This is a genomic window from Dyadobacter sp. BE31, assembly GCF_031457695.1.
Classification (GTDB): Bacteria; Bacteroidota; Bacteroidia; order Cytophagales; family Spirosomataceae; genus Dyadobacter.
In genome coordinates, this window is record NZ_JAVDXA010000005.1 from 304,210 (window position 1) to 315,948 (window position 11,739).

Annotated in this window: 13 protein-coding genes; 8 read left to right on the forward strand and 5 right to left on the reverse strand. The window is 50.3% G+C overall.

Annotation, left to right across the window (positions count from 1 at the left end; all coding sequences use genetic code 11):
* Window positions 1-3: 3 nt before the first annotated feature.
* The 4 genes from J2Y43_RS24540 to J2Y43_RS24555 are packed head-to-tail and all read right to left on the reverse strand — an operon-like array spanning window position 4 to window position 3,098.
* The gene (locus tag J2Y43_RS24540) at window positions 4-801 is read right to left on the reverse strand and encodes a heme ABC transporter ATP-binding protein (RefSeq protein WP_309988277.1); all 798 of its coding nucleotides are present in this window, start codon (window positions 799-801) and stop codon (window positions 4-6) included.
* Window positions 798-1,904 carry an iron ABC transporter permease gene (locus J2Y43_RS24545; protein ID WP_309988274.1) on the reverse strand — a complete coding sequence of 369 codons (1,107 nt, stop codon included), beginning with the start codon at window positions 1,902-1,904 and terminating at the stop codon, window positions 798-800. The genes J2Y43_RS24540 and J2Y43_RS24545 overlap by 4 nt, the downstream gene beginning before the upstream one ends.
* 7 nt (window positions 1,905-1,911) lie before the next feature.
* Complete coding sequence (locus J2Y43_RS24550) at window positions 1,912-2,691, reverse strand: ABC transporter substrate-binding protein (RefSeq protein WP_309988270.1); 780 nt, start codon at window positions 2,689-2,691, stop codon at window positions 1,912-1,914.
* Window positions 2,692-2,750: 59 nt separating this feature from the next.
* Window positions 2,751-3,098, reverse strand: a complete 348-nt coding sequence (locus tag J2Y43_RS24555; RefSeq protein ID WP_309988268.1) for a DUF6686 family protein — start codon at window positions 3,096-3,098, stop codon at window positions 2,751-2,753.
* Window positions 3,099-3,311: 213 nt separating this feature from the next.
* Between J2Y43_RS24555 and dctA the strand changes: the two genes are divergently transcribed.
* The 8 genes from dctA to J2Y43_RS24590 all read left to right on the forward strand — a co-directional run bounded on the left by dctA (window position 3,312) and on the right by J2Y43_RS24590 (window position 11,279).
* On the forward strand, window positions 3,312-4,583 hold the full coding sequence (dctA, locus tag J2Y43_RS24560) for a C4-dicarboxylate transporter DctA (protein ID WP_309988266.1): 1,272 nt from the start codon (window positions 3,312-3,314) through the stop codon (window positions 4,581-4,583).
* A 45-nt stretch (window positions 4,584-4,628) separates the two neighbouring features.
* Window positions 4,629-4,859 carry a DUF433 domain-containing protein gene (locus tag J2Y43_RS24565; RefSeq protein WP_309988262.1) on the forward strand — a complete coding sequence of 77 codons (231 nt, stop codon included), beginning with the start codon at window positions 4,629-4,631 and terminating at the stop codon, window positions 4,857-4,859.
* Window positions 4,856-5,206, forward strand: coding sequence for a DUF5615 family PIN-like protein (locus tag J2Y43_RS33645; RefSeq protein WP_409014488.1), 351 nt, complete (start codon window positions 4,856-4,858; stop codon window positions 5,204-5,206). Before J2Y43_RS24565 ends, J2Y43_RS33645 begins: the two co-directional genes overlap by 4 nt.
* A gap of 61 nt (window positions 5,207-5,267) precedes the next feature.
* On the forward strand, window positions 5,268-7,001 hold the full coding sequence (locus tag J2Y43_RS24570) for a M3 family oligoendopeptidase (RefSeq protein ID WP_309988259.1): 1,734 nt from the start codon (window positions 5,268-5,270) through the stop codon (window positions 6,999-7,001).
* Window positions 7,002-7,078: 77 nt separating this feature from the next.
* Window positions 7,079-7,333 carry a hypothetical protein gene (locus J2Y43_RS24575; protein ID WP_309988257.1) on the forward strand — a complete coding sequence of 85 codons (255 nt, stop codon included), beginning with the start codon at window positions 7,079-7,081 and terminating at the stop codon, window positions 7,331-7,333.
* 240 nt (window positions 7,334-7,573) lie between these two features.
* Window positions 7,574-8,650, forward strand: a complete 1,077-nt coding sequence (locus tag J2Y43_RS24580) for an NAD-dependent epimerase/dehydratase family protein (RefSeq protein ID WP_106595656.1) — start codon at window positions 7,574-7,576, stop codon at window positions 8,648-8,650.
* 54 nt (window positions 8,651-8,704) lie between these two features.
* Window positions 8,705-9,652 (forward strand): glycosyltransferase, encoded by a 948-nt coding sequence (locus J2Y43_RS24585; RefSeq protein ID WP_309988254.1) that lies wholly within the window; start codon window positions 8,705-8,707, stop codon window positions 9,650-9,652.
* 4 nt (window positions 9,653-9,656) lie between these two features.
* On the forward strand, window positions 9,657-11,279 hold the full coding sequence (locus J2Y43_RS24590; RefSeq protein ID WP_309988252.1) for a hypothetical protein: 1,623 nt from the start codon (window positions 9,657-9,659) through the stop codon (window positions 11,277-11,279).
* A gap of 9 nt (window positions 11,280-11,288) precedes the next feature.
* On the opposite strand, the gene J2Y43_RS24595 is transcribed toward J2Y43_RS24590, so the two are convergent.
* Entirely contained in the window at window positions 11,289-11,732 is a 444-nt protein-coding gene (locus tag J2Y43_RS24595; RefSeq protein ID WP_223400728.1) for an Rrf2 family transcriptional regulator, read from the reverse strand.
* Window positions 11,733-11,739 lie beyond the last annotated feature (7 nt).

Consider the following 11,739-nt stretch of genomic DNA (forward strand, 5'->3'; position numbering starts at 1 on the left):
TAATCAGGGTAAATGGTACGAAACAGGTGCCACCTGGGGCACGATGACCGGGTAGGGCGTCATTTCCGGCTGGATAATCTGTACCGGCAATCCGAAGGCTTCCTGGATGGCTTGCTCGGTCAGCACGTTTTCGGGTAAGCCAATGGCATGCATATGCCCGTTTTTGAGCATCAGTACGCGGTCGGCGTATTGCAATGCCTGGTTCAGGTCGTGGATCACGGCAATCACCGCGAAGTTTTTACGGGTGAGCTCCTTCGCCAGCTGGAATGTCTCGTACTGGTGCAAAAGGTCCATTCCGGTAGTAGGCTCGTCGAGCAAGAGCAGGCCGCTGTCGATCTCCCACACCTGTGCCAGCGCACGGGCAAGTTGTACGCGCTGCTGTTCCCCACCGGATAATGTCGGATAAAGGCGACCTTTCAGATGGCCAATACCCACTTTTTTCAGGCACATATCCACGATCGCCAGGTCGCGCTGGGCAGGGTCGGCGTCGTAAAACGGGTAGCGGCCCATCAGCACGATTTCCTGCGTGGTGAACGAAAGTGTGATATTGTTTTTCTGGGACAGTACCGCCCGTTTTAGGGCCAGTTCTTTCAGCTTGTATTTCCGAAGGTCGCGGTCGTGGAAATGTACTGCGCCCGAAGTAACGTCGTGCTCCGCTGAAAGCAGTTTGATCAATGTCGATTTTCCGGCACCATTAGCGCCCACGACCGCCCAGAACTCACCGGGTTTGACCGAAAAGCTGACATTTTCAAGCAGTTTTCGGCCCCTAACCTCAAATCCCGCATTCCTGACCTCGATCATAGCCGCTTGCGTTTTTGTTCCCACAAAATATAAATGAAGAACGGCGTGCCGAGCATGGCCGTGAGAATGCCGATCGGGAGTTCCGACGGCGCTACGATAGTGCGGGAGAGGGTATCGGCCAGCGTGAGCACAATAGCACCCGAAAATGCCGAGCCGATAATCAATGTCCGGTGGTTTGGCCCGAACAATGTGCGTATAATGTGTGGTACTACTAATCCCACAAAGCCGATCGTTCCCGCAACAGCCACAGATGCGCCTACGCCCATTGTTGCGAGGATAATCACCTTTTGTTTCAAAGATTTCATATTTACACCGAGACTGGCCGCCTGGCTTTCACCCAGCACGAGCAGGTTCAATGCTTTGGAAAGATAAGGCATGAAGAAAATCGAAACCGCTACGAACGGCCCTACGGCCATGACGGACGTCCAGTTAGCGCCGCCGAGGCTGCCGAGGTTCCAGAAGGTAATGCTCCGGAGCTGTGCGTCGTCGGCGAGGTAGGTCATCAGGCCCGTCATCGCTCCTACAAATGCGTTGATCGCGATCCCGCAGAGCAGCAATGTGGTGACACCGCCGTCGCCCGCGAGCTTCGATAGCTGGTACACGAGTAACGTCGTACAAGCCGCACCGACGAAGGCGACAAACGAAATGCTGTACGCGCCGGCGAGCTCGTTCAGCATTCCGAAGTACTTAACGTTGAGCATAATGACGAACACAGCGAAAAGCGATGCGCCGGAAGTGACTCCAATGAGCGTCGCATCGGCGATCGGATTGCGGAAAAGCCCTTGCAGCGACGCGCCCGCAATGCCCAATCCAGCGCCGATGAGCACTGCCAGGCATACCCTCGGCAGGCGGATGATCCAGAAAACGATTGATTTCTGTTCCTCGACCTGCGTTTCGGAAATCCAGCCGAGTTTGAATGCGACGATCCGCCATAACTCGCTTACGGAAATGGACAAAGCTCCGGTACAGGCCGCGAAAATCACGCATGCCAGCAGGATTGAGCCCAGTATCCATACCATTTTCCCCGTCGAAGAAGGCAAAATGTGTTTTTGGGACGTCTCCGTTTTCGTTGTCTCCCGCTCGTTTACCGTTTCTGTCAGCATTGCCTCCTTATTTTACTTTTTGAGAAAGTTCAATGGCTGCCTTGCCGACCCGTGGTCCAAAGCCCGTGAGTAACTGGCCGTCCATGGTTACGATCCGGCGGTTTTTGCCCGCATTGGTGTTGGCAACGCCCGGTACTTTCAGCAGGCCGTCCATGCCTTCCAGGCTTTCGAGTCCGCTGGAAAACAGCACCAACACATCGGGATTGGCCGCAATGAGCGACTCCGCGGTGAGGGGTTTGAAATCGGTGAAGCCACTTACCGCGTTCTTATGCCCGGCCAATGCGAACATTTTATCGAGCGACGTGCCCGTGCCGGAAACCATTAATGTACCCGCGCCGCGGGCGTAGATGAAGAGTAATTTTTTGGGATTAGCCGGGGCAGGGATCTTCGCCAGATCGGTCCGCAATGCGTTAATCATTTTTTCGGCTTGTGCCTGTGCTTTAAAATAGGCGCCCATTTCGCGGATCAGTTTGATAGCGCCCTCTTTGGAATATTCGTGCTTGAACTCGACGAGTTTTTTACCGCTGCCGTTGAGTTGCTTCACAACCGCCGGCGAAAGCATGCTCTTGTCGGTGTATAGGATTACATCGGGGTTCAGGGCCAGGATGCCTTCGGCGGAGATGGTACGGTTATGGCCGATTTTAGGGAGTTTTTCGAGGGAAGCGGGGAAGGTGCTCGTCACGTCCACGCCCACGATCTGTTTTTCCAAACCAAGTCCTACGAGGATTTCACTCAGGGTCCCGTTCGCCGAAACGATCCGGAGTGCTTTCGCGTAACCGGAGCACATCGTCGACAGGGTTAGTATCAAACAAATAAGGAATCTCGAAACTGGCGTCATTTCAGGGGTTACTTTTTATAGGAGAATATTTTATCTACTTCCAATACCAGCAGCGCCTCCTGGAACATCGTGCGGATCTCTTCCAGCTCGGTGTCGTCGAAAGAGAGCATGAAATTCGGGATAGGCGATGGTAGTAAATGGGTTTTGCCGTGCGGCAGCGCTTCACCGACGCTTTGCATGTGGTATTGGTCGTACAAAATGGATTGAAAACCCCGCAAGCCGTCCTCTGTGAATACAAACAGCACATTGCCGTAGGCGAAATTGAAATGCGTGCAGCAATGGCACTGCCCTATGTAACCCTTGCCGGTGTGGCTCAAAATCCGTAGCGAATTGTATGAATGCGAATCCTCCTGCATAGCCTGTTAATAATCATGGATGTGAATACCCGCCATTTGTCTGTGGCAAATATATGGTATTAATTTAGACCAAGTATAAATAGTTGATAAAAATTTACTTCCGCCTTCCCGGAATCGTCTGGCAGACTTCTTATTATTGTAAATTGGTAAGTTGCCCGATTGCTGTGGGCGGCGCCCGACACGATCTGTTTCATTCCTATTACCTGAACGCCTTTGAAAAAGCTTGTTACCAACCTGACCTTCTGGGTCCTTACCGCCATTACTGCCGGTGCCTTGCTCGGCCACTATCTCCCCGAAAAGGCGGTCGAAATGAAGATCCTCGGTGAAGGTTTCATTTCGGTGGTGAAGCTTTTTATCAATCCTATCATCTTCCTGACCATCACGCTGGGCATTGTGGGTATGGGCGATCTGAAAAAGGTAGGGAAAGTGGGTGCGAAGGCATTACTCTACTTTGAGGTGGTAACGACCCTCGCGCTTATTGTGGGTATTATCGTTGCCAACATCATCCGCCCCGGTCACGGCGTGGTCACCGATTCACTGGAAAAGGGGGATATTTCCAAATATGCCGGTAAAGCGCACGATTTCAGCTGGCTGCAATTTTTCTTCGATAATGTCACTTTGCAGGTTTTGTTGTTTGCATTGGTTTTCGGCTCGGTACTAAGCCGCATCGAAGCCAAGCAGCGCATGGTCGACGGCCTGAATTTTGTGTCCAAATACGTTTTCAAGGCACTACATCTCGTGATGATTTTCGCGCCGATCGGCGCATTCGGCGGGATGGCGTTCACGATCGGGAAGTACGGCATTCACACGCTGCTGCCCCTCGCCAAGCTTATGGGGACGGTTTATGCCACGATGGCGGTTTTTATTTTCGGGGTTTTGGGATTGATTTTAAGGACTTATAAAATTAGCCTATGGCGCTTTTTGAAATACATAAGGGAAGAACTGCTGATCGTGCTCGGTACTTCCTCTTCCGAAGCGGGCTTGCCTTCCCTAATGGCCAAGTTGGAACGAATGGGGTGTTCGAAGCCGGTGGTGGGGCTCGTCGTACCGGCCGGATATTCATTCAATCTGGACGGTACCACCATTTACCTTTCCATGGCGACGATCTTCCTCGCGCAGGTTTTCAACGTACATTTGAATATGGGGCAGATATTATCGCTGATCGGCATTTTGATGGTGACCTCGAAAGGCGCCGCGGGTGTAACAGGCAGCGGTTTCGTCGTGCTCGCGTCGACTTTGACTGCCATTAAGGTAATTCCTGTCGAAGGGCTGGCACTTCTGCTGGGCGTCGACCGTTTCATGTCAGAGGCCCGCGCCATTACCAACTTCATCGGCAACGGCGTAGCCACCATCTGGCTCGCGAACAACGAAAAGGAGTTCGACCGGAGCAAAATGGAATACGCGTTCAACAATATTCAGGAAACAGAGAATGTTGTTACCGATAATTTGAGCGATGTAACGCAGCCGGAACAGACGAAGTTGTAGTGCCAAAAGTTGTATTTTAGTGTTCTATGCTTGAAAATTGATTTTATGACTTACAGAGAGTTTATAACATCTGATCATACGATAATGCTCGGTAAGCCGGTCATTAAGGGGACGCGACTGACCGTCGAGCTCATTTTGCGAAAATTGGGAGAGGGTGCTACGCATGCTGATTTGATTCGTATGTATCCCGATTTGAGTTCCGAGGCAATCCAAGCGGCTTTGCAATATGCGGCGGAGGTGATAGCTAATGAGGAAAGTCTGGAAGCGGCGCGATGATCCTTGCCGATGAAAATATAGATCACAGTTTGATCAAAGCGATCAGGAGCGTTGGATTTGAAGTCCATTCTATTTACGAAAGCAACCGAGGTTTATCTGACGAAGCCATTATCGAATTTTCGCGAAACCCGCCGCGCATTATTCTTACGGAGGACAAGGACTTCGGAGAATGGGTCTTTGCGCACAACATTTCGGGCATCAGTGTGATCTTTCTTCGGTATGCTTTCCCTGAAACGGAAGCCATTTCAGAAATTTTGATCAGATTGCTGAACGAGCGTTCAAAGGAATTGTTTGGCCATTTTACGACAATTACAACCCAAAAAATCCGTTCAAAACCATTTTTGTAATCTTCTTGCAGCCATGGGATATCAATTTTTACATTTGATTTTTTAACAAAGTACCTCTTATATGTCCAATCAGGAAACACTTCATATACCTACGCGGGCGAAACGGCCTTTTATTGGGGAAGAATTTGATTTGAAGAAATGGGATGATGTTCAGCCGTTCTTCGAGAATTTGAAAAACAGGGAAATCAACTCCCTGGAAGATTTGAAACAATGGTTTTCGGACCGGAGCGAGATAGAATCATACCTCTCCGAAAATTTCGCATGGCGCTATATCCGCCAGACTTGCGATACCGCAAATACAGGGTTGATCAACGCATTGCAGTTTTTTATCACCGAAATTCAGCCGAAACTGGCGGAATACGGCAATGCGCTCGACAAGAAGATTGTCGATAACCCATTTCTGGGCGAGCTTACCGAGCCCGGCTTTGCGATCACGTTGCGGGGAATGAAGAAGGCGATCGAGATCTTCCGGGAAGAGAATATCCCGGTGATCACCGAAATGCAGACCGAAGAACGCAAATACGGCGCTATCGCCGGTGCGATGACGGTGACCCTTGATGGCGAGGAAATGACCCTGCAACGTGCCGCCGATCGTTTGCAATCTACCGACCGCCGCGTGCGCGAGGAGGCGTGGCGCGCGATCAGCGGGCGCCGGTATGAGGATCACGACAAACTGGATGAATTGCTGAACAAGCTCGTAACCCTGCGTGACACCGTGGGCCGTAATGCCGGTTTCAATAACTATCGTGACTATATGTTCGCGGCAATGGGCCGTTTTGACTACACACCGCAGGATTGCTTCAACTTTCACGACTCGGTGAAAAAGGCGGTTGTGCCGATTTTGAATGAAATGGCGGCAGAACGCAAGGCTGCATTGCAGTTGGACGCGCTTCGTCCGTGGGATACGAAAGTCGATCCGAAAGGGTTACCGCCGTTGAAGCCATTTGAAACGGGTGAAGAGCTTTTGGATAAAACGATCCGCGCGTTCTCGCGCCTCGATCCGTTCCTGGGCGACTGCCTGCGCATTATGAAGACCATGAAACACCTCGACCTCGAATCGCGGAAGGGTAAAGCGCCGGGCGGGTATAACTATCCCCTCGACGAGATTGGTGTGCCGTTTATCTTCATGAATGCGACTTCGAACCTGCGCGATATGGTCACGCTCCTGCACGAGGGCGGGCACGCGGTGCATTCGCTCGTGACGCGCGACCTGGCCTTGAATTCCTTCAAACACACGCCGTCGGAAGTGGCAGAGCTCGCTTCAATGTCGATGGAGTTGATCACGATGGATTTTTGGGATGAGTTTTTTGAGAATGAGGAAGATTTGAAACGTGCGAAAATCACGCATTTGGAGTCTATTATCGAAACATTACCCTGGGTTGCGACGGTGGATAAGTTTCAGCATTGGATGTACGAGAACCCGCAGCACACGCCGGAGCAGCGCACCGAAGCGTGGGTACGCATTTACGAAGAGTTTACGGATACGGTGATGGACTGGTCGGGATTGGAAAACTTCAAAAAGTACCTCTGGCAGCGCCAGCTGCACATTTACGAAGTGCCATTCTATTACATTGAATACGGTATTGCGCAGCTTGGGGCGATTGGCGTTTGGAAAAACTACCGGGAGGATGCTGCGAAAGGTTTGAAGGGTTACCTGGACGCGTTGAAGCTGGGTTACACGGCCACGATCGGCGAAATTTACCAGGCGGCCAATATTCCGTTCGATTTCTCGGAGCGGCATATCGCTGAGCTGATGCAGTTTGTGCGCGATGAATTGGCCGAGTTAAAAAAATAATATTTCAGCAGCCCGCAATTTGGTGGTTATGAAATTGGCGGTTATTTTTGCGCACAATACTATGAACGATCAAAGAAATGAAATTCAATAAAATAGTTGCTTTTGTTGCGTGTGTGGTGCTTCTTTCTTCTTGTGAATACCAAAAGTATAACCACAAGGACCAGAAGGATGTGAACGCCGGTAATGAGTGGGTGTACGGTGTAAGCCCTGATTCCCTGCCGCGTCAGATGTCATTCAAGTATGATGCGAAGCCTGAGCTCGATGCCCGCGTAAACGACATCCGCGCGAAACTTTACGGTGGTAAAATTCCTAGCTCGCTGGTGAAAGAATAGCAACCATTCATTGAGAAAATATACGAGATATCCCCACGAAATGGGGATATCTTTTTTTTGCCCTATTTTTTTAGTTATTGAACAATTTTAATATTGCTTTGCGCGTATTATCCTTCTGGATTCTGCCCATTGACTAAGTGAAGTTGTGACGATTGAACATTTTTAATTTACTTTACGTATTCGAGGCAAGGCGAAGCCAAAATTTTAGAAAGAAATAAGCGATTAAAAAGTATTCAAAACATGAACATAGCTTTGGTCACCGGCTCCGCCGGACTAATTGGAAGTGAGTCAGTTGCTTTTTTGGCTGGCAAGTTTGATCTGGTCATCGGAGTTGATAACAACCTTCGTCAGTACTTCTTCGGTGCGGATGGAAACACCGAGTGGAACCGTAACCGTATCGAAGAGGCTTTCGGCAACTACAAGCACTATGCTGCGGACATTCGCGAGGTAAGCCAACTCGAACCTATTTTCAAGGAGTACGGAACGGACATTAAGATGATCGTTCACGCGGCGGCGCAGCCAAGCCACGACTGGGCGGCCCGCGAACCATTCACGGATTTCGGAGTGAACGCGGTAGGTACACTGAATATGCTTGAAATGACCCGCCTGCACGCTCCTGAGGCAGTGTTTATTTTCACTTCTACCAACAAGGTTTATGGGGATAACCCTAACTATCTGCCATTGGTAGAGCTTGAAACACGTTGGGAAATCGATGAGAACCACCCGTATTTCGAAAACGGTATCGACGAAAACCATAGCATCGACCACACGAAGCACTCTATTTTCGGAGCTTCCAAAGTCGCTGCCGATATCATGGTGCAGGAGTATGGCCGTTATTTCGGCATGAAAACGGCTGTTTTCCGTGGAGGATGCCTCACAGGCCCTAACCACTCTGGCGCACAGCTGCACGGCTTCCTGGCCTACCTGATGAAATGTGCCATTACCGGAACGCATTACACGATTTTCGGATACAAAGGCAAGCAGGTACGCGACAATATCCATAGCCACGACCTGGTGAACATGTTCTGGCATTATTACCAAAACCCGCGTCCGGGCGAAGTTTACAACGCCGGCGGTGGTCGTTTTGCCAACTGCTCGATGCTCGAAGCGATCGCGTTGTGCGAGCAGATTACCGGAAACAAACTTTCTTACTCTTACTCAGAGACCAACCGTATCGGAGACCATATCTGGTACGTGAGTGATCTTTCGAAGTTCAAGTCGCATTACCCGGACTGGAACTGGGAATACGGCCTGGTGGAAACACTCACCCAGATCCACGACGGAATTTCGTCGCGATTGGGCGTAAAAACGGTTTAAATCACACTTAAAGCCTCCGGAACTTCTTTCCGGAGGCTTTCGTAACTCTCTCCCATGCCAGAAAATTACGTCATTATTATCCCCCAATTCAATGACTGGGAGGCACTTAATCTGCTGATTCAAAAGATTAATGCAGATTTAAATACCCCGATCCTTCAAAATACCACACTGCTCATCGTCGACGATTGCTCTTCGCGCGCGAGAACGGCACCATTTGCGACTTTCGGCGGAAAAGAGCTGAAAGTGCTGCGGCTATACCGCAACCTCGGCCACCAGAAAGCGATTGCGATCGGGTTGTCGTATGCCGCCGAAAATATGAAGGCAGATAAGGTGATTGTGATGGACGCGGATGGAGAGGATGCACCGGGTGATATTAACAGGCTGGCGGAGAGGTCGGCAGAGGAGCCCGACAAGATCATTTTTGCGGAGCGCAACAAGCGTACCGAAGGCTTTCTGTTCCGGTTTTTCTATGTGATTTACAAATATGTTTTCAAACTGCTGACCGGCAAAGTGATCACTTTCGGCAATTTCAGCCTGGTGCCGCAAAGCCGTTTGCAGAACCTCGTTCGTGTTTCCGAAATCTGGAACAACTATCCGGGCGGTGTAATCAAATCGCGCATTCCTTACGACTCGGTGCTCACCAATCGCGCCAAAAGGCTGGCCGGCGAGAGTAAAATGAACTTCGTGTCGCTCGTACTGCACGGTCTGAGTGCCATCTCGGTCATGGTCGATACCACTGCGGTGCGCATTCTGATCTTCTCGATCTTCATGTCGGCCGTCGCCATTGGATTTATATTCTTCATTCTTTTCCTGAAACTGATCGGGAATGCTACGCCCGGTTGGGCATCGACATTGGGTAGTACGCTCATGATCCTCATGCTGCAATCCTTCCTTATTTCGCTGTTTCTGGTGTTTATGGTGTTGCAGTATCGGTCGCAGCAACATTTTATTCCCGCCGTTCACTACCGCGATTTTGTCGAGAAAGTAGAGTCTTTTAGCTAATCGTATGTTGAGCTTCGACAATTCTCCGCCTGTTTATTGGTTCCTGGGCTATTTATTGGCAGCTGTTGTCATTTTTATCTCACAAAACAAGTCACTCTCTAACCGGGCGTACCTGTCATTAGGCGTTTTGTTACTTGTGATGATGCGGTTGCCGGTGATCGTTTTCAACCGTGAGCTCAACCAGGACGAGAGCCAGATGCTCAGCCACGCGATTACGCTTTTGCAGGATCCGGTATATTGGCGGTCGGTTGATGGCACGACCATCGGCCCGCTGGATAACTATCTGCTCGTACTTCCCAAACTGCTGGGTTTCCAGATCGATTATACGGCTGCCCGTTTCATGGGCTTGCTTTGCGTTGCCGGAGCGTGGCTTTTGCTGTTTTCGGCATTGAAAAACTGGTTTGGCACGACCATAGCGCGCGGCGTTTCCATAGTTTCGCTGCTTTTCGTTGCTTTTACGCAGGAAATCGATTTCGTGCATTATTCGAGTGAGCAGCTTCCGGTACTGTTGCTCGCATTCTGTGTGTACCAACTCTCGCGCCTCGATCCGAAAACGGCGCCTTCATTGGGCGGGCTTTATCTGCTGGGATTGGCTGCGGGAGCGGTTCCTTTCGGGAAATTGCAGGCCGTACCGATTGTGGCTGTAATCGTCTTGTCGGCATTCTGGGTATTGTTCAGCCGTTTTCAAAGATATGGGGAGTTCAAACCTGCCGGCGCATTGGTTTTGGGAGGGCTTACTGTGCCGCTCTTTTTCCTTGTATTCACCCTGGTGTTCGGTGTTTTCGACGACCTCATCGATTTTTATGTACTGGGAAATGCGATTTATGCGGGCGGAAGCACTTTCGTAGAAATTCCCGCTCAGTTCTATAAAATTGTTTCGCTATCGACGGATTTTCAATTTTTCAGCCTCGCTTTGATCGTTCCGATTGTGATCGGGCTGGTCAGGATCGTGCGGCTTTACGTGCCCGGGAAAATGGATTTCCATGTGCCGTTCACCATTTTGTTCCTTGTTCTGGCGAGCATTTACGCCGCTACCAAGTCGGGTAACGATTTTATCCATTACCTCAATTTCTGCATTATTCCCTGGACATTGCTGGCTGCCTACGGCTTTTCGGCTGTTGAAAGCTGGTCGCTTGCATTTCCGGCGATCCTTGTGCTGTGGTTTGGCGGCTATGACGCGCTGCATTTTGTGAAAGAGCGCCGGTTGAATGCGTTCGATTCGGTGGGCAAAACGACGTTGCAGCAAAGCCCGGTGGTAACCGAGATCCTGAAACGGAAGAAAGAAGGCGACTATATGGTGGTATGGGGCTGGAATTGCTCTTATTATGTAGAAGCCCAACTAGCGCAGGGAACGGCCGAAAATCACTCCGAACGATCCATTTTTGAACATCCGATGCGTGATACTTATCGCAAGCGCTATATGTCGGACCTGGAAAGGACCAAACCTGCATTTGTCGTCGATGCTGTGGGCAAGAACAGCCATTGGGTACAGGACAAAAAAACTCAGGGCATCGAAAGCTACCCTGAGTTAAATCAATATATCCGTAATCACTACACTTTGCTGGGCGAATATGACGATGTGCGGCTTTACATCCGCAACAATCGGGGGGCGACCCCGCGCCAGTAGTCGGCCGCCTTACGATAGAATGTCGGTTGACGCGGCGTTTTCAGCCTGCAACAGGTCATTCAGCGTTGTTTTGTCCAAAACAGCCAGGTTGGCATCTCTCCATCTTTCGAGAACGGTGCGCAAGCTGCATGTTTCTTCATCCTTGCAGTCATCGCATTTGCCATAAAAGAACATGGAAACGCAGAGCGCAGGGGCGATAGGGCCGTCGATGATCCGCAACACCTTCGAGAAATTAACTTCCCCGGGAGGTACGCGAAGCAGATAACCGCCGCCTTTTCCTTTTTGGCTTTGCAGTACGCCATTGTTCCGCAGATCGAGCAGGATCGCTTCCAGGAATTTTTTCGGAATCTTCTCTTTTTCAGCAATGTAAGAGATTAATACCGGTCCTTTTCCATATTGTTCCGCCAGAACTTTGAGGGCCTTGAGCGCGTATTTAGCTTTTTTCGAAATCATTGTTGAT

Coding starts and splice junctions, on each gene's coding strand:
- J2Y43_RS24540 (WP_309988277.1), bottom strand. CDS start 801: ATGATCGAGGTCAGGAATGCGGGATTTGAGGTTAGGGGCCGAAAACTG.
- J2Y43_RS24545 (WP_309988274.1), bottom strand. CDS start 1,904: ATGCTGACAGAAACGGTAAACGAGCGGGAGACAACGAAAACGGAGACG.
- J2Y43_RS24550 (WP_309988270.1), bottom strand. CDS start 2,691: ATGTGCTCCGGTTACGCGAAAGCACTCCGGATCGTTTCGGCGAACGGG.
- J2Y43_RS24555 (WP_309988268.1), bottom strand. CDS start 3,098: ATGCAGGAGGATTCGCATTCATACAATTCGCTACGGATTTTGAGCCAC.
- J2Y43_RS24565 (WP_309988262.1), top strand. CDS start 4,629: ATGACTTACAGAGAGTTTATAACATCTGATCATACGATAATGCTCGGT.
- J2Y43_RS33645 (WP_409014488.1), top strand. CDS start 4,856: ATGATCCTTGCCGATGAAAATATAGATCACAGTTTGATCAAAGCGATC.
- J2Y43_RS24570 (WP_309988259.1), top strand. CDS start 5,268: ATGTCCAATCAGGAAACACTTCATATACCTACGCGGGCGAAACGGCCT.
- J2Y43_RS24575 (WP_309988257.1), top strand. CDS start 7,079: ATGAAATTCAATAAAATAGTTGCTTTTGTTGCGTGTGTGGTGCTTCTT.
- J2Y43_RS24580 (WP_106595656.1), top strand. CDS start 7,574: ATGAACATAGCTTTGGTCACCGGCTCCGCCGGACTAATTGGAAGTGAG.
- J2Y43_RS24585 (WP_309988254.1), top strand. CDS start 8,705: ATGCCAGAAAATTACGTCATTATTATCCCCCAATTCAATGACTGGGAG.
- J2Y43_RS24590 (WP_309988252.1), top strand. CDS start 9,657: ATGTTGAGCTTCGACAATTCTCCGCCTGTTTATTGGTTCCTGGGCTAT.
- J2Y43_RS24595 (WP_223400728.1), bottom strand. CDS start 11,732: ATGATTTCGAAAAAAGCTAAATACGCGCTCAAGGCCCTCAAAGTTCTG.